General features: G+C 62.4%; 21 protein-coding genes. 7 read left to right on the plus strand and 14 right to left on the minus strand.

The genetic code is table 11. The annotated features are described in order from the left end of the window. Positions 1-40: 40 nt before the first annotated feature. The 6 genes from lhpI (at position 41) to M3I56_RS19125 (ending at position 4,446) form a co-directional block, all read left to right on the plus strand. Complete coding sequence (gene lhpI / locus M3I56_RS19100) at positions 41-958, plus strand: bifunctional Delta(1)-pyrroline-2-carboxylate/Delta(1)-piperideine-2-carboxylate reductase (protein ID WP_254355319.1); 918 nt, start codon at positions 41-43, stop codon at positions 956-958. A gap of 85 nt (positions 959-1,043) precedes the next feature. Further along, positions 1,044-2,165, plus strand: coding sequence for a branched-chain amino acid ABC transporter substrate-binding protein (locus M3I56_RS19105; protein WP_254355320.1), 1,122 nt, complete (start codon positions 1,044-1,046; stop codon positions 2,163-2,165). Between the two features lie 20 nt (positions 2,166-2,185). Continuing rightward, positions 2,186-3,193, plus strand: coding sequence for a trans-3-hydroxy-L-proline dehydratase (gene lhpH / locus M3I56_RS19110; RefSeq protein ID WP_254355321.1), 1,008 nt, complete (start codon positions 2,186-2,188; stop codon positions 3,191-3,193). A 194-nt stretch (positions 3,194-3,387) separates the two neighbouring features. Further along, on the plus strand, positions 3,388-3,693 hold the full coding sequence (locus M3I56_RS19115) for a hypothetical protein (RefSeq protein ID WP_028203531.1): 306 nt from the start codon (positions 3,388-3,390) through the stop codon (positions 3,691-3,693). A 37-nt stretch (positions 3,694-3,730) separates the two neighbouring features. Continuing rightward, complete coding sequence (locus M3I56_RS19120; RefSeq protein WP_081771614.1) at positions 3,731-3,982, plus strand: hypothetical protein; 252 nt, start codon at positions 3,731-3,733, stop codon at positions 3,980-3,982. Positions 3,983-4,104: 122 nt separating this feature from the next. After that, entirely contained in the window at positions 4,105-4,446 is a 342-nt protein-coding gene (locus M3I56_RS19125; RefSeq protein ID WP_254355322.1) for an H-NS family nucleoid-associated regulatory protein, read from the plus strand. A 42-nt stretch (positions 4,447-4,488) separates the two neighbouring features. Here M3I56_RS19125 and M3I56_RS19130 read toward each other — a convergent pair whose 3' ends face one another. The 12 genes from M3I56_RS19130 to M3I56_RS19185 form a co-directional block, all read right to left on the minus strand. Continuing rightward, positions 4,489-5,127, minus strand: coding sequence for an NUDIX hydrolase (locus tag M3I56_RS19130; RefSeq protein ID WP_254355323.1), 639 nt, complete (start codon positions 5,125-5,127; stop codon positions 4,489-4,491). 10 nt (positions 5,128-5,137) lie between these two features. Further along, positions 5,138-5,863, minus strand: coding sequence for a haloacid dehalogenase type II (locus M3I56_RS19135; RefSeq protein ID WP_254355324.1), 726 nt, complete (start codon positions 5,861-5,863; stop codon positions 5,138-5,140). Between the two features lie 65 nt (positions 5,864-5,928). After that, positions 5,929-6,636, minus strand: a complete 708-nt coding sequence (locus M3I56_RS19140) for a GntR family transcriptional regulator (protein ID WP_254355325.1) — start codon at positions 6,634-6,636, stop codon at positions 5,929-5,931. A gap of 72 nt (positions 6,637-6,708) precedes the next feature. Then, on the minus strand, positions 6,709-7,740 hold the full coding sequence (locus M3I56_RS19145; protein ID WP_254355326.1) for a proline racemase family protein: 1,032 nt from the start codon (positions 7,738-7,740) through the stop codon (positions 6,709-6,711). A gap of 12 nt (positions 7,741-7,752) precedes the next feature. Beyond that, a complete protein-coding gene (locus tag M3I56_RS19150; RefSeq protein WP_254355327.1) occupies positions 7,753-9,234 on the minus strand; it encodes an aldehyde dehydrogenase family protein in 1,482 nt (493 codons plus the stop codon). Between the two features lie 55 nt (positions 9,235-9,289). Further along, positions 9,290-10,579, minus strand: coding sequence for an FAD-binding oxidoreductase (locus tag M3I56_RS19155; RefSeq protein WP_254355328.1), 1,290 nt, complete (start codon positions 10,577-10,579; stop codon positions 9,290-9,292). After that, positions 10,576-11,592: a 4-hydroxyproline epimerase gene (locus M3I56_RS19160; RefSeq protein ID WP_254355329.1), complete on the minus strand. Its 1,017-nt coding sequence runs from the start codon at positions 11,590-11,592 to the stop codon at positions 10,576-10,578. The genes M3I56_RS19155 and M3I56_RS19160 overlap by 4 nt, the downstream gene beginning before the upstream one ends. Before the next feature lie 56 nt (positions 11,593-11,648). Beyond that, positions 11,649-12,527, minus strand: coding sequence for a dihydrodipicolinate synthase family protein (locus tag M3I56_RS19165; RefSeq protein ID WP_254355330.1), 879 nt, complete (start codon positions 12,525-12,527; stop codon positions 11,649-11,651). A gap of 34 nt (positions 12,528-12,561) precedes the next feature. Then, positions 12,562-13,227: an amino acid ABC transporter permease gene (locus M3I56_RS19170; protein WP_254355331.1), complete on the minus strand. Its 666-nt coding sequence runs from the start codon at positions 13,225-13,227 to the stop codon at positions 12,562-12,564. A gap of 10 nt (positions 13,228-13,237) precedes the next feature. Further along, entirely contained in the window at positions 13,238-13,909 is a 672-nt protein-coding gene (locus tag M3I56_RS19175; protein ID WP_028203519.1) for an amino acid ABC transporter permease, read from the minus strand. Positions 13,910-13,917: 8 nt separating this feature from the next. Continuing rightward, a complete protein-coding gene (locus M3I56_RS19180; protein ID WP_254355332.1) occupies positions 13,918-14,751 on the minus strand; it encodes an amino acid ABC transporter ATP-binding protein in 834 nt (277 codons plus the stop codon). A 363-nt stretch (positions 14,752-15,114) separates the two neighbouring features. Further along, the gene (locus M3I56_RS19185; protein ID WP_254355333.1) at positions 15,115-15,948 is read right to left on the minus strand and encodes an ABC transporter substrate-binding protein; all 834 of its coding nucleotides are present in this window, start codon (positions 15,946-15,948) and stop codon (positions 15,115-15,117) included. Between the two features lie 332 nt (positions 15,949-16,280). On the opposite strand from M3I56_RS19185, the gene M3I56_RS19195 reads away from it, so the two are divergent. Then, positions 16,281-16,556, plus strand: a complete 276-nt coding sequence (locus M3I56_RS19195; protein WP_254355334.1) for a hypothetical protein — start codon at positions 16,281-16,283, stop codon at positions 16,554-16,556. 12 nt (positions 16,557-16,568) lie between these two features. Here the strand turns inward: M3I56_RS19195 and M3I56_RS19200 are convergent, their stop codons facing one another. Together M3I56_RS19200 and M3I56_RS19205 are read right to left on the minus strand one after the other, a co-directional pair. Continuing rightward, complete coding sequence (locus M3I56_RS19200; protein WP_254355335.1) at positions 16,569-17,789, minus strand: PLP-dependent aminotransferase family protein; 1,221 nt, start codon at positions 17,787-17,789, stop codon at positions 16,569-16,571. 182 nt (positions 17,790-17,971) lie between these two features. Beyond that, positions 17,972-19,144, minus strand: a complete 1,173-nt coding sequence (locus M3I56_RS19205) for an FAD-binding oxidoreductase (protein WP_254355336.1) — start codon at positions 19,142-19,144, stop codon at positions 17,972-17,974. Between the last annotated feature and the right edge of the window lie 88 nt (positions 19,145-19,232).

Below are 19,232 nucleotides of genomic sequence, written 5' to 3' on the forward strand. Positions count from 1 at the left end.
ATGCATCCGCTTTTCGACCCCCAGAACCCACGGCTTCCGAATGACCTCACGCGACATCCGAAACTTCGACGCGGCCGCGACGGCTTCACTGCTGGACTACCGCCTTCTCGTACGCGTGCTGGCCGGGACCGTCGTCGAATACAGTGCGGGCAAGGTCGTCAGCCCCGAGCGTCTGGCCATCCCCATCCAGCAAGGCGGCTTGATGCTGTCCATGCCGGCGAGCGCGCCGGACATCGCCATTCACAAGCTGGTCAACGTCTGCCCGACCAACTCCAGTCGGCAACTGCCGACCATTCACGGCCAGGTCATCGCATGCGATGCGTTTACGGGCGAGATGCTTTTCGTGCTCGACGGACCGACCGTAACGGGACGCCGCACGGCGGCTGTGACGGCACTCGGCATCCAGACCCTGCACCAGGCGCCTCCGCAGGAAATCATCATCATCGGGACAGGCAAACAGGCTGCCAATCACGCGGAAGCCCTCGCGGCCATCTTCCCGGAGGCGCAGTTGCGGGCAAAGGGCCGTTCGCAGGCCGATGCGCACGCATTCGTTGCACGCAATTGCGCGGCAGCGCCGAATCTCACCGCGCTCGAAAGCGACGCCATTCCGGAGACCGCAGACGTCGTCATCACGCTGACGACCAGCAAAACGCCGGTGTATACGGAGTCCGCACGCACGGGCCGCCTGGTCGTGGGCGTCGGCGCGTTCACGCCCGACGCGGCCGAAATTTCCAGCCAAACCGTTGACGGCAGTGCTTTGGTGGTCGATGACCCCGTCGGCGCAAAACACGAAGCCGGGGACCTCATCCAGGCCAACGTGGACTGGCACGCCGTTTCCCCGCTGGCCAAAGCCCTCGCCGGGGAATTTCACGCGACGAAACCCATTCTCTTCAAGAGCGTAGGCTGTGCAGCATGGGACCTGGCGGCATGCCGGGTCGCACGCGACGCCCTGCGCTAAGCGTCGACGTTCGTGACGGCGCTGCGCCGTCACGGCAGCAATTCAAGTTCGCATCCGACTGGCAGTCCAATAATCTGGAGACATCATGCGCCACCTCGCCACCACCCTCGCCGTCCTCACGGCCGCCGGCTTCTGCCTCACCGCCCATGCTCAAACTGTCGTCACCATCGGTCACTCGGCGCCACTAACGGGCCCGCAGGCGCCGAACGGCAAGGACAACGAAAATGGCGCCCGCCTCGCCATCGACGAACTGAACAAGAGCGGCGTGACGGTCGACGGCAAGAAGGTGACCTTCAAACTGGACTCGGAAGACGACCAGGCAGACCCGAAGGTCGGCGTTCAGGTCGCGCAAAAGCTCGTCGACAGCGGCGTGGTTGCCGTCATGGGTCCGTACAACTCCGGCGTGGCGATTCCGGCATCGCGTGTCTATAACACCGCCGGTATTCCGATGCTCCCCGTTGCCTCGAATCCGGCGCTGACAAAACAAGGCTTCAAGAACATCTTCCGTATCGGCGCAAGCGACGAGCAGTTGGGCGGCACGATGGGCCAGTTCGCCGCAAAGACGTTGAAGGCGAAAACCGCCGCGGTGATCGACGACCGCACGGCCTATGGGCAAGGGGTGGCGGAGCAGTTCATCAAAGAGGCGAAAGCGAACGGCATCCAGATCGTCGACCGGGAGTTCACCAACTCGGCGGCGACCGACTTCCTGGGCATCCTTACCACCATCAAGGCGAAGAACCCCGACGTCATCTTCTTCGGCGGATACGCCGCTCAGGGCGCCCCCATGGCCAAGCAGATGCGCGCGCGCGGACTGCGCGCGAAGTTGCTGGGCGGCGATGGCATCTGCTCGGCCGACATGGGCAAGGTGGCGGGCGAAGCCGCGTCGATCGTGTATTGCGCGCAGGGTGGCGTCGCGCTGGACAAGACTGCAGCGGGCCGTGACTTCCTGAAGAAGTACAAGGACACCTACCACACCGACACGCAGGTCTATGCCGTCAACTACTACGACGGCGTGAAACTGCTCGCCGACGCGATGGTCAAGGCGGGCACCACCACCGATAAGGCCAGGCTTGTCGCCCAGTTGGCGAAGACCGACTACAAGGGCGTCGCGGGCACCTACTCTTTCGATGCAAACGGCGACCTCGTGGGCGCGCCCACGACCGTCTACATCATCAAGGACGGCCTGCCGGTTCCGTACGGTCAGTAAGCCAATAGCGCAAAGACATCATGAAGACTACTCGTACCATAACGACCGTCGAAGTTCATACCGGCGGCGAAGCATTCCGTATCGTCACCAGCGGATTGCCTCGCCTGCCCGGCGATACGATTGTGAAGCGTCGTGCGTGGCTGAAGGAAAACGCCGACGAAATCCGCACCGCGTTGATGTTCGAGCCGCGCGGTCACGCCGACATGTACGGTGGCTACCTGACCGAACCGGTCAGCCCCACCGCCGACTTTGGCATCATCTTCCTCCACAACGAGGGCTATAGCGACCACTGCGGACACGGCGTGATCGCGCTGTCCACCGCAGCGGTCGAGCTTGGCTGGGTGCAACGCCGTGTTCCGGAAACGCGTGTCGGCATCGACGCTCCCTGTGGCTTTATCGAAGCGTTCGTTCAGTGGGATGGCGAACACGCCGGCAATGTGCGATTCGTGAATGTCCCCTCGTTCATCTGGAAGCGGGATGTGACTGTCGAGACGCCGTCCTTTGGCACGGTGAAGGGCGACATCGCGTTCGGCGGTGCGTTTTATTTCTATACCGACGGTCAGCCGCATGGCCTCGCCGTGCGCGAGTCGTCGGTCGAGGAACTCATCCGCTTCGGCGCAGAGGTGAAGGAAGGCGCGAACAAGGCCTACCCTGTCGAGCATCCCGATATCCCCGAAATCAACCACATTTACGGGACCATCATCGCCAATGCAGCGCGACACGAAGGCTCGACGCAAGCCAACTGCTGCGTGTTCGCGGACCGCGAAGTGGACCGCTCACCGACCGGCTCCGGCACGGGTGGACGCGTCGCCCAGTTGTACCTGCGTGGCGAACTCGGCAAAGGCGAGACCCTCGTGAACGAGTCCATTATCGGCACGGTTTTCAAAGGACGCGTGCTCAGCGAGACGACCGTCGGCGTCTTCAAGGCAGTGATTCCGGAAGTCGAAGGTAATGCGTTCGTGTGCGGTTTCGCGACCTGGATTGTGGACGAGCGCGACCCGCTGACGTACGGGTTCCTTGTCCGCTAGACCCTTCCTCCTCGTGGTACCCGCTAGCGCGGAACGCTGTGAATGAGCGTCCGCGCTTTTTTTACGTATCGGAACACTCGAAATAACGCGCCGTTACGAAACTCGCACCGCCGTTGCACCTGTGTCCGGGCCCGCCGCCTACACTCCGAACCGTGCTTACCAGAAACGCACGACACGTGCGGAGGAGTAGTGAAATGAAAAGGACGATTCTCGGCGTGGTACTGGGCGCGGCCGCACTGGCCGCTTCGAGCGCGGCGTTTGCGCATGTCGATCTGGCCGTGGGTGTCAACCTGCCGGGAGCCGCGTACGCCCCGGCTGAACCGGTGTACGTTGCTCCGCCGCCCGCCGCCTATGCGCCTGCTCCGGTCGCGGTGGCCTGGCGCGGCGATGATGACTGGCGCGCGCGTCAGTGGCGGGAACACGAATGGCGGGAACACGAGCGGCGCGAACACCAATGGCGTGAGCGTGACTGGCACGACAATGGGCGCCGGGGTTATTGAGGCGGTCCGAAGCTAATATTTCACACAAGTGTTTATCATGAACGTCAATAATCGAATCAGGATGCTTGCCGCGGCTGCCACTTTAGGACTGGCGGCAGCCGGAACCGCACATGCCGCCGGCTGCCTCAAAGGCGCTGTCGTGGGGGGCGTAGCCGGACATTATGCGGGCCACCACGCCGTTGCTGGAGCCGTTGGCGGCTGCATCGTGGGACATCACGTTGCGAAAAAGCATGCGGAGGAACGGGCCGCAGAACATGAAGCCGAGCGCGCCCAGAAGCTCAACACCTGATTCCCGCCAGGCCTTTCGCTACCGCCGCCAGGGACGCCCGTTCAAGCTGTGATATCCTGGCGGCACGCGACTTGCGCTATATTCTGCTCAAGAGTTGCATTCAGAGCAAAGCACAACTAGAAATGGACGAACGAAAACGCGAAAGCATCGTGGCCTATCTGCGGCGTCGGATGGCCGAATTTGGTATCGAACCGGATGATATTGCTGCGTCAATTGCCGCAGACGCCGCGCAATTGCGCGCAGCACGTTACCGGGATGCGGCAGGCCACACGTGGGACGGCAATGGCGACGCCCCGCGGTGGGTGGTGCAGGCGACAAGCGCAGGGCAGTCGCTCGAGCATTTTGCAATCGGCGAGATAACCGAACAGCAGCCCGTGAAAACCCCGAGCGTGGACTGGCGGCAGGACCCATTTGCCGGCAGCCGCCTGGCAACAGTCAGTACCGAGCATCCCGGCGCCGCCTGAAAGCGTCACCGTTAGGTGCCGCCCCGGCTTCAAAAAGAAACTTCAGTCGAATTCAAGGTCACTGTTATTGCGCAGTGCGTCCAGTCGTCGAATTTGTTCCGGCAGAATCCGGCCTTGCGACAAGTCTGGAAGGTTATCGATATCGAAGAACTGAACGGCGTCGGTTTCGGCTCCGGATATTTTCCCCGCGCGCACGATTTCCCCAAGGAAAACCAGCTTCCAGATGTGAAACACGGAAGGCGGATGTCCGTGCTTGAGCATGTCCCACACGGCCAGCAGCCGAACGATCTTCACCGTGTAGCCGCTTTCTTCACGAGCCTCTCTTGCCGCGTTCTCGGCAGGCGAAACGCCTACGTCGGCCCAGCCGCCGGGCAGGGACCACAAACCATCCGCGGCCTCTCGCACGAGAAGGATCTGACCGGACGGATTGAAGACGGCGCATCTGACATCGAGTTTAGGATTCGCGTATCCCGTTTCGAAAGCAAAGAGCGCGGCGACATCGCTAGTTTGCATGGACGCCATTTCCGCGAGTTGCTGATGCGCGATGCTGGCGATTTCCGTGTACCGTTCCTGGTCGAACGGGCTCGTCGCGTAGTGCAAGCCCGATTGCGCAAGCGCCAGTAGCCGGCGCGCCTGCGCAAGACGTGCTCTCAGCGATTCTTGTTCGTCAGGCGTGGGCATCCATACCGCCTTACTTTTTCGCCGCGGCGTCCTGATGCGCCTTCGCAAGGTCCGCCATGCTGTTGAAGCGAAAGGCGACGTTCGGCTGCCAGCCGGGATTCATGGTCGCGCCAAAGCCCGGTTGCGAATGACGGCGGTAAATCCAGCACGACGCCAGACCAAACTCACTGGCAGGCCTGTGGTCGTGGAAAAGACTTTCGGCAGTGTGAAGGATTGCTTCCTTCTTGATGCCACGCTCACCCAGTTTCTCGAGCATGTATTCGAAGTTTCGCGGCGCTGGCTTGTACGAGCCGATATCTTCCGCCGTGAAAATCGCGTCGAACGCTACCTGCAACCTTGCGTTGCTGTAGCTGAACGTCTCGTTGTCGACGTTGGAGAGGATGGCCAGCTTGTAGTGCTTTTTCAGATACTGCAGCGCGGCTACGGTGTCCTCGAATGCCGGCCAGTCCCGCACTGACCGACCGTATGCCATGCACTCCTCGTGCGTGAACGACAGTCCCCATTCCTCGGCCAGCCGCTTGTAGACGACGGGCAGCAGTTCCTGGTATCGCTTGGCCGGCGTGTATTTCTGCTGCGACGACTCGTGGCGCGCATGCGCCTCCAGAATCTGGTCTCTCGACAGCGGCGTCCTGGCCCGTTCGATCAGAGGCTTGAGGCCAGCGAAGATGCCGCTTTCCCAGTCGATCAACGTGCCGTAGCAGTCAAAAGTCAGTGTGTCGAAGTCGGTCAATTCCACGGTTACTCCTTTTGGAAGTGCATGGCGGCGATCCCATTTCCCAGGCCCCGCTTCGACGCCGCGAATCACACAATGGCGATCGATTCCGTCATGTTCTGGCGCATGTAATCGAGGAATCGCTTCTGGAAGAGCATCGTGTGTTCGTGTGCGAGCTTCTCGGCCAGATCGGCGTCCTTTCGCGCAATGGCGTCGATGATCTCGCTATGGTCATTGCCCAGCCTGGTCGCGTGAGGCGAGGTCACCGTGTAGTCGAAGTGCAGATGCGTCAGACGTTGCCCCTCGCCCAGCAGCCGTTCGTAATACCCCACGAAATAGGGATTGTTTGCCGCATGCGCGATGGCCATGTGCAGCTGCTTGTTCCGCTCGGTCAACACCTCGGCATCGCCGCTCTCGACCGCCTTCATATACGCGGCGTCGGCCTTGTTGAGGATCGCGAGGTCCTCTTGCGTACGATGTAGCGCGGCGAGCCGGGTCACCGCGCGCTGAATGAGATCGAGCGCCGATACGTACTTCGGAAATTCTTCGATTTCCAGCGGCGTCACGAGCGTCGTGCGATTCGGCAGGATCGTGACGAGCCCCTCGCTAATGAGCCGGGCGAGTGCGTCACGAACGGGCGAACGCGAAAGGCCGAATTGCTCCGCGAGCGATACCTCGTCCAGCGGCGCGCCAGGCTTGAGTTGCAGCGTCAGGATCTGTCTGCGCAGCTCTTCGTAGATGTATCGCCCGCCATGGCGGCGGACACCCGCCTCTGCCTCGTTGGTCGCTTTGCTCATGGTCTTCCCGCCGTCGTCGTAGGCCCGGTAAAGCGGGCGTGCTTTGGAGTTTAACATTGCCCGCCCCTCGCCTCAGACCTTCGGAAATCCCGCGCCCCACGTGTCGCTGAGCATGAATCCCGCCGCCAGCGGGTCGTCGGGGTCAACCCCGATCTGCTGGATGCCGTACAGCCACGCGCGGCCCTGCACACGCGGCAAAACCGCGGGCCGGCCGCCGACTTCCGTTTTGCCGAGCAACTGCACGGAGAATTCGCCCCCAATTGTCGAGCGCGACTTCAATTTCGTGCCGACGTCTGCCAATCCGCGGGCGGCGAGTGTCGCGAGGTTCGCCGAGCTTCCGGTGCCGCACGGCGAGCGATCGACGCGGCCGGGAGGCAAAGTCGTGCAGGTTTGATACAGCTCGTCGCTCACGCGGTTGCGGAACATGACATAGGCGACTTCGTTGATTTGCGGGTATAGCGGATGCTGAATCTCGATCTGCTGGTTGATCACGTCCTTGAGCGACACGCCCAGCTCGGCCAGCGCGCGTGCGTTCTCCGGGGCAATCGTCAGCCCGACCTGCCCGACGTCGATGAGCGCGTAATAGACGCCGCCATATGCGATATCGGCGCGAATCGTCCCGAACTGCGCAGTGTCGATGCCGAAGTCGAGCCGTTCGACGAACGACGGCACCATGTCGAGCGCGACGCCCGTGCAGCGGCCGTCCCGGCACGTTGCGCGAGCCGTGACGAGACCGGCAGGCGTGTCGAGCACAATGGTCGTTTCGGGCTCCTGCATTTCGACCATGCCGAGTTCGAGCAAGGCCGTCACGACGCAGATGGCATTGCTTCCGGACATCGGATGGGCCTTGTCCGCCTGCAGCACGATAAAGCCCGCGTGGGCCTCGGGCCGCGTGGGCGGCAGCAGCAGATTGACAGACATCTGGAGGCAGCCTCGCGGTTCGAGTACGACGAGCCTGCGCAGGCTGTCGTCCACCTCGTTGAGGTAATTCATCTTGTCGAGCATGGTCTCACCGGGGATGCCCACGACGCCCCCAGTGATGACTTTGCCGATCTCGCCTTCGCAGTGCACATCCACGAGTTGAAGTGTCTTTTTCCAGCGCATGTTCGATCTGCCTTACTTGATGTACCAGCCCCACGGCTTGTCGCTGCCGTACCGCGTAATCTGCTTGGTTTCGAGGTAGTTGTTCAACCCCCACTCCCCCAGTTCGCGCCCGATGCCGCTCTGCTTGTAGCCGCCCCACGGCGCCTCCGTGAAGGTCGGCTGCGAGCAGTTGATCCAGACAATACCTGCCCGCAGTTTGCGCGCCACGCGCTCGCAGCGCTCGCTGTCGCGCGACATCACGGCCGCGCCAAGGCCGAAGCGTGAATCGTTGGCAGAACGTACGGCTTCCGTCTCGTCATCAAAGGGTCGGACACAAACGACCGGGCCAAAAATCTCTTCAGTCCAGACCCAGCTGGTCTCGGGCACGTCGGCGAAAACAACCGGCTCCATGAAAAAGCCCTTCTCGAGATGTTTGGGCCGCCCACCGCCGGTCACGAGCCGCGCCCCCTCTTCCACGCCACGCTCGACCGCATGCCGCACCTTGTCGTACTGGCCCTTGCTGACAAGTGGCCCGAGCAGCACGCCATCCTGCAAACCGCTGCCGATGGTGATTTTCTGCGTCGCCTCTTTCAGGCGATCGAGCAGCTTTGTATAGATGCCGCGCTGCACCAGCACGCGCGAGGTGGCCGAGCACACCTCGCCCTGATTCCAGAATATGCCGAACATGATCCATTCGACAGCCGCCTCGATATCGCTGTCGTCGAAGACGATGAACGGCGACTTGCCGCCCAGTTCGAGACTGACGTTCTTGATGTCGCGCGCCGCGGCCTGCATGATGCGGCTGCCGGTGGGCACGCTGCCGGTAAAGGCGAGCTTGTCGACTGCGGGATGCTCGCTCAGCGGCGCGCCGGCGTCCTGGCCCAACCCGGTGATGACGTTCAGGACGCCCGGCGGCAGGTCCGCCGCTGCCGCGATATCCGCAAGCTCGAGCGCCGTAAGCGGCGTGAGCTCCGAGGGCTTGAGCACCATCGTGCAACCCGCGGCCAGCGCGGGCGCCACTTTCCACGCGGCCATCAGCAGCGGAAAGTTCCAGGGAATGATGGCGCCGGCCACCCCAACGGGTTCCTTGCGCGCAACCGAACTGAAGCGGTCATCGGGGAGTGCGATAGTCGTTTCGGCATGCTCATCGAGTTTCTCCGCGAGGCCAGCGTAGAAGTCGAAGCAGCCCGCCGCATCGCCCAGATCCCACAGCGCCTCCGGCAGCGGCTTGCCGTTGTCGCGCACTTCGATTTCGGCCAACGCCTGCAGGCGGTCGCGAATGCCTTTGCCGATGCGGCGCAGGACAGCCGCACGCTCGGCGCCGCTCATGCGCGACCATGGGCCTTCGTCGAACGCCTTGCGCGCGGCCTTGACGGCAAGATCGACGTCTTCAGCTGTTGCGGCCGCAACTTTCGCAATGACTTGCTCGGTGCACGGATCGACCGTTTCGAAGCTGCCGTTGTGCACCGGCGCGACCCAGCGGCCATCGATGAAGAGCTTTTCGTACGATTTCATATTCAACCCGATATTGTTTGCGCAATGTGATGAGTTTGACGTCGAACGCTACCCGCTAGAACCGGTACGCGCTGAACGGCGCGAGATCCTGCCTGGTGGGGCGGCCCGCAACCATGTCGGCGATCAGCCTTCCCGTCGTCGCGCCGAGGGTGAGGCCGAGCTGGCCATGACCGAAAGCCATGAAGACGTTTTCGAGCCTGCGCGAGCGGTCGATAACCGGCTTCGTGTCCGGCAGGAAGGGACGATAGCCCACGCCATATTCGACGTTCGCGGTGCGCAGTTCGGGCAGCACGCGTTTCGCCTTCTCGAGAATGATGTCGGCCCGTTTGAAATTGGGCGCGGCGCCCTGCCCGGCGAATTCGATGGTCCCGCCAATCTGCAGGCCGCGCGTCATCGGCGTGAAGCAAAACCCGCCATCGGCGTAGATGGTCGAGTGGCGCATCTCGACGCCGGGGTCGGCAACCACGACCTGGTACCCTGCGATGCCCTCGAGCGGCACGCTCACGCCGAGAGCACCGAAGAAGCGCCGCGCGCCCGTGCCGGCGGCAACCACCACGTGCCGGGCTGCCACGCACTCGCCGTTCGTGAGCGTGACGCCGGTCGCCTTGCCGTTCGCCTCATCGATACGGCTCGCTTCCGTTCTGATCCGGCGGCCGCCTCGTGCAATGAAACTGTCGGTGAGCGCGGCGATGAATCCCATGGTGTCGCGCACGGAACGCCAGTCCGCGAAGAGCAGCCCATGAGAAAACTTGCCTGCGAGCGCCGGCTCGAGGTCGCCGACGTCTTTGGCGTTCAACCGTTTCGCCTTGAAGCCGAGTGACTCGCGCAACGCCAGATGCGGCTGCTCGTGCTCGATGCCTTTCGGGTCGTCGAATACTTCCAGAATGGGGCGCTCGCCCATGAGCGCCTTGTCTTCGCAGGCGTCGAGCAGCGGCGCGTAATCCGCGTAGACTTCGTGCGTGAGTGTCGCCATGGCGTTGGCGATATCGACGATCTTCGCGTGTCGCGCGCACATGAGAAAACGGACAAACCAGGGGATGATGCCAGGCAACGCGCTCGGCCGCAGCGCCAACGGTCCCTTCTGGTCCATGAGCCAGCCGGGAATCTTCATGAGAATGCCGGGCTTGGACAGCGGAATGACTTCGCTCACCGCCATCTGCCCGCAGCTCCATTTGGCGGTGCTGTTACCCGGCGCTTCGGGATCGATGAGCGTGACCGCATAGCCGCCGCGCTGCAGATACAGCGCACAGCACACGCCAACGATACCGCCGCCAATGACAACGGCCGACTCGCGCGGCGCCGCGTTGCGTTCAATCACTGCGGATTCGAGAGGTACGGCGCTCACCTGGCGAACTCCTGAAGGTCAAAGCCCAATGCATAGGGATGATCGTCGTCCACGTAGTGTTCCGAGCGACCGGTGATCCACGCGCGCCCTTCGACGCTGGGGCAGACGGCGTCGATACCGCTGTCGAGCCGGGTCGTCGATTCGACGCGCCCGATGAAACAGCTGCCGATCAGACTTTGATGCCTGAAAGCCTGCCGTGCTTCGAGCAACCCACGCGCATACCGTTGTGCAACGCGCGCAGAGGTGCCGGTCCCGCAGGGCGAACGGTCGATCAGACTCTCGCCGGCAATGACCACGGCGCGTGCGTGAGCTTCGCCCGAAAGCGGTGCACCCGTCCACATGCAGTGCTTCACGCCGCGAATGAGCGGATTGTCCGGATGAACGACTTGCATGGTTTCGTTCAACAGCGCCTGCATGTCACGGCCCCATTCGAGCAACTGCTGCGGATTGAAATGCTCGCATCCGGGGAAATTCTGCTGGACTTCCACGATCGGATAGAAGTTGCCGCCGTAGGCAATATCGAGCACGAGCTTGCCCAACTTCGGATGCACGACTTCCACGTCGCGATGGAGCAGGAAACTGGGCACATTCGTAAAACGCACCGACGTCACGCGATTTCCGTCCTGTTCGTAGCGCGCGCTCAGTTGCCCGGCGGGCACGTCGACAACCACCGTACCCGGCGCTTTCGGCTTCACCAAACCGGCTTCCAGCGCGAACGAGATCGAGCCGATGGACGCATGTCCGCACATCGGCAGGCTCCCCGAGGTTTCGATGAAGAGCAGGCTCATATCGGCATTGGCGGACACCGGGGCATACAGCAGCGTGCCCGACATGTGCGAGTGGCCGCGCGGCTCCAGCATGAGCGCACGGCGAATCCAGTCGTATCGCCCGACGAAGTCCTCGCGCCGCTCGGCCATCGTGCGCCCCGCGAGCGACGGCGCGCCCTCGATGACCATCCGTACCGGCATGCCTTCCGTGTGACCTTCGATGCACTTGAAGCTATGTCGCGTCATTGTCGGTTTTCCACCGGAACGTGTGAGCCGGCGCCGCCCAGGCGCCGGCGTGCGGGTTAGGCCTGAGCGGCTTCGAATACCGCGCGGAACGCGGCCTTTTCTGCGTCGGTCAGCGGCATCAGCGGCATGCGCGCGGCGCCCACCTTGAAGCCTGCGAGTTCGCAGCCGTACTTCACCTTCTGCACGAACTTGCCGGCTTCCATCGTGGCCATGACCGGGAAGAGCGAGCGCATGACGTTTTGCGCACCGCGAATATCGCCGGCCTCGAACTTATTGTAGAAGTCGACGACCGGCTTGACGAAACAATTCGCCGGCCCGCAAATCCAGCTCGTGGCGCCCCACAGGAAGAAGTCGAGCGCCTGATCGTCCGAACCGCAAGAGAGCTGGTAGTGATCCTTGTACTTCTCGCCGATTTCGATGGCGCGCAGCAGGTTGCCACTGCTCTCCTTGATGCCGACGACGCGCGGGTGATCCTTGAAGGCGTCGAGAACGCCGAAACCGACTTCCACGTTCGTGCGGACCGGATAGTTATAAAGAATCACGTTGACGTCCGGCACGGCTTCGAGAATCGCGGCGTAATGCCCAATCAATTCTTCCTGCGACGGCAGCGCATAGTACGGCGGCGCAATAAGAACGTTCGTGTAGCCGGCGTCGCGGACGAGTCGCGTCTGCTCGATGACTTCGCGTGTGGACGAGCCGTTCGCGCCGCCGATGAGCGTCCCGCGTTCGCCCACGACTTCGCGCACCGTCTTGAGGATGGCGCGGCGCTCGTCGTGCGTCAGGGCATAATATTCGCCCGTCGAACCAAGCGGCACGAAGCCGTTGACGCCGGCCTTCAGCTGAAACTCGAGGATATTCGCTAGGGTGTCGTGGTCGACTGCACCGGACGCATTGAACGGCGTAACGAGCGCCGGCAGGATGCCTTTCATCTGCATTTGAATCTCCGCTTCACGATGGAATGGTTGGGGTTCAGTACGCAAAACGCCTGAGAAATTTTGTCTCGACCACGCCGACCAGACGGGTCAGCGGGAAAGCGACAAGGAAATAGATCATTGCAACCGTGGTCAAGAATTCGACTGGCCGTGCCGTGCTGGTCGAAATGTTCTGCCCGACGAACATCAGATCGGCGACACCCACGGACGAGATGAGCGCACTCTCCTTGAACAGGCTCACGACGTTCGAGAGCAACGGCGGAACGGCGCGCAACAGCGCTTGCGGAAAGATCACATAGAGAATCTTCGCCTGCGGCGTGAGACTGAGCGCAATGCACGCGTCATGCTGCTCCGAGGAAATCGACTTCAGCGCCCCGCGAAACGTCTCGCTCGTGATCGCCGCCATATACAACGTCAGCGAAATCACGACCGAGAGGTAAGGCGGAATCGGAATCCTGAAAACGACTGGGAAACAGAAGAACACCCAGAAGAGCTGAATGAGCAGCGGCGTTCCGCGAAAGAATTCGACATAGAGCGTCGTTGCCGCTTTCATCCACCGCGACGAGGACATGCGCAGCAGGCTCAACACGAAACCGGCAAGGCTGCCGATCACAGCGCAACTGCTCGTGAACGCGAGCGTCAGCCCCAATCCTTTGAGTAGGACCAGCCAGTACGGCAGCACGGAAGCGAAATCGAGGTTCATGGTCTTCTCCCTAGCGCTGATGGGCCAGTTCCTGACGTCGCTCGATCACGTGAACGAGCCGCGCGATCGGCAGCGAAAGCGCAAAGTAGATGAGCGCCACGACCGTGTAGGTTTCGAGCGGCCGATAGGCTTGCGTCGCCAGACTCTTGCCCACGTACATGAGATCCGCCACCGCCACGATCGCGACGAGCGCGCTTTGCTGCAGGCTCCCAATGCCGTTGGTCATGAGAACGGGCATCGAGCTACGAAGCGCTTGCGGCAGGACCACATAGAAGGTGCGTTGCCACGGCTTCAGGCCGAGCGCGACGCATGCGTCGAGGTGTTCCTTCGGCACCGCCTGAACGCCTGCGCGATACGCTTCCGCATTGAATGCCGTCAGGTTCAGGCCCAATGCCAGGATGCCCATCACGATGGGGTCGATGAACACATCGACCATCATCGGGATGCAGTAGAAGAACCACACGATTTGCAGCAGCGCGGGCGTGCAACGAAAGAATTCGATGAAAAGCTGCGCGGGCCAGCGCACGATCGCCCAACGGCTCATGACCAGCAGGCACAGGAAAAAGCCGAGCACGAGGCCCATGATGTTGGACGCGAGGGCAAGCTCGACCGTCACCCGCAGTCCGTCAAGCAGGGACCCGAGGCTCCCTTGCAGGAAATGAAAATCAAACTGGTAGTTCATAGCCGCCCTCAGTCGAGATGCAGAACTTTCTCGAGAAACTCGCGCGTGCGCGCTTCCTTCGGACACTTGAACATCTCATCCGGCGCGCCCTGCTCCACGATCTTCCCGCCCGCGCAGAACACGACGCGCGTGGCGATATCGCGGGCGAAGTGCATGTCGTGCGTCACGATGATCATCGCCATCTTCTGCTCCGCGAGCTGGAGCATCACGTTCTGCACTTCAATGACCATTTCCGGGTCGAGCGCCGAGGTCACTTCGTCGAACAGCATCAGCTTCGGCTCCAGCATGAGCGCCCGCGCAATGGCGACACGCTGTTTCTGGCCACCGGAGAGCTGGCTCGGATAGGCGCGGAGTTTGCTCTCCAGGCCCAGACGCGCCAGATACATGCGGGCGCGCTCAGTGGCCTGGGCTTTCGAGAGGCCGCCGACTTTCACCGGCGCAAGAACGAGGTTGCCGAGCACGGAGAGATGCGGAAACAGCGTGTAATGCTGAAAAACCATACCGATCTGCTTCTGCAGCTTTGCATCGATACGCTTCGACCGCCCGGCGTCCTCGCCGTAGATGTACGGCTTGCCCTGAAAGCCGATCTGTCCGCCCTGAATGCCTTCGAGGCCCATCATCACGCGCAGGAGCGAACTCTTGCCGCTGCCGCTCGGGCCGATGATCACGAGCCTGTCGTCCGCGCGCATGTCGAGGCTCATGCGGTCCATGACGACGAGGTTTTCGCCGTAGCGCTTATAGACGTTCTCGAATTGGACGAACTCGCCCGTCGTCGACGGCAAGAAGTTCAGGACGCTCGGGGCAATGTTGGGTTGGGCAGCCATGGTTCGCATTGACAACATGAAATCTCTCCAGCGGGGCGCGTGCGGAAGCACGCGATATGTGAATCGAATCTGCTTTGTCGATCGGTCCAGTGCGGCTGGCGCCGTCACCTCCTCGCCTGGAACACACAATCTTGCGCATCTATTTGTGTGCAATGTTGTACACATAGTAGAAGCCCAAAATTTGACCGTCAATGAGAGATGCGGGATTTCCAGGGAAAACACCGGGACCGTGAAGACGGGGGCATGCGGCGGGCATCGAAATGCAAAAATGGCCGCGGCGCGCACACGCGCGCGCGGCGGCCTTCCAGCAGCGGAATGTTTCGGAACGTGTGCCGGATGCCGCACGTCGCGCGCAAGCGCCGCGGCACCAAACCAGTGTGATTACTTGTTGGTCACGAGCATCGACTGGACGGAAGTCCTGATGAGACGGTTGACCGCCCCCGACTTGACCTGCGCGTTCAGAAAGTCGTTGAGCACGGCGAGATCGGCTTTCGACGTCTCCTTGCGCACGCCGAACGAGACCGCTTGCTGCGCCAGCGGCGGATTGGGCTGAATCGCAACCGCCCACTCCGGGTGCTCCTCGGTCAGCAGCATGTTGGTGATGTTCGCGTCCGCGAGCAGATCGGCGCGCTTCGACATCAACGCGAGACGCGTCTCGTCGTTGCCCGGCAGACGCATGATTTGCGCTTGCTTGATGGCAGCGGAGATCGCCTTGTCCTGGGACGTGCCCGACATGACCGCAATCGTCATCCCGGGTTTGTCGATATCGGCGACGCTGTGCGCGCCCTTCGGAATCTTCGGGTTGTTCTTGTTGTAGACCAGCGAGACGTTGTAGTCGGTGGCGGGCACCGAGAACGAGATCGCTTTCTCGCGCTCAGGCGTGTCGTTCAGCGCAAGCGAGAGGTCCCATTTGTCGGATTGCAGACCCGCGACGATGTTGTCCCACGACGTGTCGACGAATTCGACCTTGACCTTGAGAACATTCTGCCCGAAGTCGCGGCACAGGTCCGAGAAAAAGCCGCTGTACTGGCCAGTTTTCGCGTCGCGCATCACGTACGGGGGCGCAACCGCGGCGCCGCAGCGCAGAACACCTGCTTTCTTCACGCTTTGCCACGCGCTCGCGTCCTCCGCGCGAGACGACGCGCTCGCGAGCACGCAACTCACTGCAACCAGGCCGACGAAAGCTTGACGGGTAATGCGAGACAGCCGAACCATGATGACCTCTCCAATAAGAGTAATCCCGTAGATGCACGATGCGTACGCCACACAATTTTGCATATCCATTTGTGTGCAACGTTGTATGCATAATAGGAAGCCAATATTTGGACTGTCAACCAGGCGATTGCCCTGGCGCTCCGCGCGCGTCGCTCCGTGCGGCGGCGCGCTCCGGCCGCCAGAACGCGAACACGAGCAGCCCGACCGGCGTCTGAGCGCCCATGACGAACGCCACGCACCCCGCCCAGCCCAAGCGATGCCATGCGGGAATCGGCAACACGGAGCCGAGGCTGCCGCCGAAGTATTAGCAGGAGAGGTAGATTCCGATCGCCGTGACCGCCACCGCGAGCCAGCATCGGCAGATCGTCGAGGGCGCACTCGATATCGGCTTTGGCTGGTCGGCAGCGAACGCGCAAGAAGACGGGTTGTGCTCGCTCGTGGTCGCGCGCGAGCCGCTCGTCGCCGCCGTGCCGAGCGGCAGCGTGCATGCGCGCAAGAAGGCGCTCGACCAGACTGTCTCGTGGATCGAGCCGTTCACCTCGACGTGCGTGGAGCGCTTCGTCGAGCTTGCGCAGTCGGTTGCGCAACGAGAAACGCGCGGAACTTGAATCGCGCGAATTTCAAACAGGTGCCGACGTCACGTCCGCCGTTTGCGTGGCATGCGCGGCCCGCTTCAAACGCGCCACGCCTTCGCGAATCTGATCCACGTTCGGCGCGGCGAACGAAAGGCGCAGCGACGCGGGGTCGGGCTCGTCAGCGAAAAACGCCTTGCCCGGAACAAAAATCACCTTGTTCGCAATTGCATTCGGCAAGAGCGCATCGATCGCGACACCCGGAATACGCGCCCACACGAACATGCCGCCTTCCGGTTGATGAAACGCAATTTCGTCGCCGAATTGCGCGCGCAAGTCATCGCAAAGCGCTTCGCATTTGCGCCGATACGCTTGCGTGATGTGCGGAAGATGCCGTTCGAGCGAGCCCGCCGCCAGGTAGTGCGCGGCGATTGCCTGGGTCCACGGCGTACTGCACAGGTCGACGGTCTGCTTGGCGATCACGCAGCGCCGCGCGATTTCGGCGGGCGCGACGGTCCAGCCTACGCGCAAGCCGGGCGCAACGACTTTCGAAAGACTCGAGAAGTGCACGACCCAAGCGCGCGCGCCCGGCACTTCGCTTGCCAGCGCCAGCATCGACGGCACCGCGTTGCCTGCGAAACGCAGATCGCCGTACGGATCGTCCTCGACGATCACGAAGCGGTATTGAACCGCGAGACGCAAGAGCGCAAGGCGCCGCTCGCGCGTGAGCGTGGCCCCGGTGGGATTCGCGAAGGTCGGCACCGTGTAGAGCAGCCTGGGCCGGTCAATCGCGCCCGAAGCGAGCCGCGCGGCGAGTTCGTCCACGTCGAGACCGTCGCCGTCGACCGGCACCGTCACGACATGCGCCTGCTGGAGTCGGAGCGCCTGCAGTGTGGCCGGATAGGCGGGCTGCTCGGTCAAGGCCGTGTCGCCCGCATTGAGCAACACGCGCAACAAGAGGTCAAGGCCTTGCTGCGACCCTGTGGTGACGACCATCTCCTCAGGCGCGCAGGTCACACCGCGGCGCGCCATCAGCGCGAGCAACTGCGTTTTCAATTCGGGCAAACCGTCGGTCGGGCCATATTGCAGGCAGCGCGTGGAAGCCTGCCATGCCTGAGCCGCTGCCGCCTGCAGTCCATCGGCGTCGAACAGGTCGCTGGCGGGATAGCCGCCAGCGAAGGAAATCATGCCTGGCTCTCCCAAGTACTTGAACAGCTCGCGAATGGGCGAACCGGCGGGATGCTGAAAGGGCGCGGTGAAATCGTACATGGCGGACATGGAGTCGATGGCGGTTAAGCGCGGCAACGGACAAGCTTCGATTGTGGTCAGCCCTCACGGGCGTATCAAACGAAATCTAATCACCACGTCATGCGGTTTGCTCATCAAGCCATCGCGCAATGAAAAAGCCCGTGAATTCACGGGCTCTTTTTGCGCGGCCTGACTACCCGCGGTCACACGACGTTCTTTTCGACGATCGGCCGATTTTCCAGTACGCGCGACCAGTCGAGCGAAGACAGATCGAGCGTCGCGTACCGGCCGTTGAGGATCAGTTCGCTCACGCCGCGCCCGGTTGCGGGCCCCTGCTGCAGTCCGTGCCCGCTAAAACCATTGGCAAACACGCAATTGTCGATGGCCGGGTGATAACCAATGATGGCGTTCTGGTCGAGCACGTTGTACTCGTAATAGCCGGACCAGCAGTTCTCCACGCGCAGCGCCTCGAATCCCGGCACGCGGTGCGCAAGCGTGGGCCAGATCACGTCGTCGAAGATGGCGTGATCGACTTCGTCGAGTGGCAGGTCGTTGGGGTCGTTGTCCGCGCTCGGCGACGTTCCGGTGATGTACGTGTTGCCCTCGGGGCGGAAATACACGCCGGACGGATCGATCAGCAACGGGCACGCGGCGAGCCGCGCGGGCGACGACACGTTGAAAATGCTGCGGCGGCGCGCATAGACCGGAATGTCGATGTCCATCATTTCCGCGAGCTTGCGCGCCCACGCGCCGGCTGCGTTCACGAGCGTGTCGCACGCATGGCGTTCGCCGTCGCTCGCGATCACGTGCGTGACCTTGCGGCCACTGCGCACGACGCCGGTCACATCGGCCGGCACATAGCGCGCGCCGAGCGACTGCGCCTTCTTGCGCAACGCCTGCACGAGGCCGTAGCCGTCGAACCAGCCCTCGCCGCTGCGGCCATATGCGCCGCTTGCGAGATCCTCGACGTTGAGCCAGGGAAACTTCGCGTGCAACGCGTCGCGCGACATGAGTTCGATGTCCGCGCCGAGACGCGTTTGCAGCGCGTGATTCTCGCGCAGCGTCGCATCGCCCGCTTCCGTGGCGAGGAAAAGATAGCCGCCCTCGTGGAGATCGATCGACGGACGGCTGCCGTTCACTTCGAGCCGCTCGCCAATGCCGCGCAGAAACTCGATGCCGAACAGCGACATCTGGATCGACAACGGCGTGGAAAACTGCTGCCGGATCGACGCAGCCGAAAGCGCCGATGACGAGCGCGCATAACTCGGGTCGCGCTCGAACACGGTGACGGAAACCGTTGGGTCGGCTGCGCGCAGAAAGTAAGCAATAGAACTACCGATTACCCCGCCGCCAACGATAACGACTTGAGAACTCACGACTTGCTCCAGATTGCGGATAACTGCGGCGCGCATGGATTGGGTTTGCGCGAACCGATCCATCGACCGGGTGCACCATGCGCCCGGT

Origin of the sequence: Paraburkholderia sp. CNPSo 3281 (genome assembly GCF_024206515.1) — a bacterium.
Lineage (GTDB): Bacteria > Pseudomonadota > Gammaproteobacteria > Burkholderiales > Burkholderiaceae > Paraburkholderia > Paraburkholderia nodosa.